The following is a 535-nucleotide window of genomic DNA, read 5'->3' on the forward strand; positions in this document are numbered from 1 at the left end:
GGCGGGCTGAGCCAGGAGACCGTCACCTACAGTTATGACACCGTGACCGGGCTTCCCGAGCAGCTGAAGACCAACAACGGCCTGGTGCAGTATGTCTCGGACGCCGCCTACACCGAGTTCGGTGAGCTGTCGTTCGTGCAGTTCAACACCACGTCGAGCCCGTGGCTGCAGCGCTCGTTCGCCTACGAGGACGCCACCCGGCGGCTCAAGGACGCTGTCGCGCTGCGGCAGACCGGCCCGCAGGGCGTCGACGCCAAGCACTACGAGTACGACGACGCCGGCAACACCATCAAGGTGACCACGACGTCATCGACCGGCGCGGTCGACACGCAATGCTTCGGCCACGACTACGCCCGCCGCCTGAATGAGGCCTGGACTCCGGGCAACGGCGACTGCAACCCTGCCACCAGATCGGCCACCGGCCTCGGCGGTCCGGCACCCTACTGGCACTCGTGGACCTTCGACGCGGCCGGCAACCGGAAGACCCAGACCGTACATACCACCACGGCGAACACCACCACCGACTACAACTACC

The 535-nt window shown here is 66.4% G+C and carries 1 protein-coding gene; it reads left to right on the forward strand.

Annotated elements, in window-relative coordinates:
* Positions 1-42: 42 nt before the first annotated feature.
* Positions 43-535, forward strand: a 493-nt coding sequence (locus ABD211_RS32845; protein WP_344140407.1) for a hypothetical protein, incomplete at its 3' end; no start/stop codon positions are given.

Source organism: Luedemannella flava, from assembly GCF_039528515.1.
Taxonomy (GTDB): Bacteria; Actinomycetota; Actinomycetes; order Mycobacteriales; family Micromonosporaceae; genus Luedemannella; species Luedemannella flava.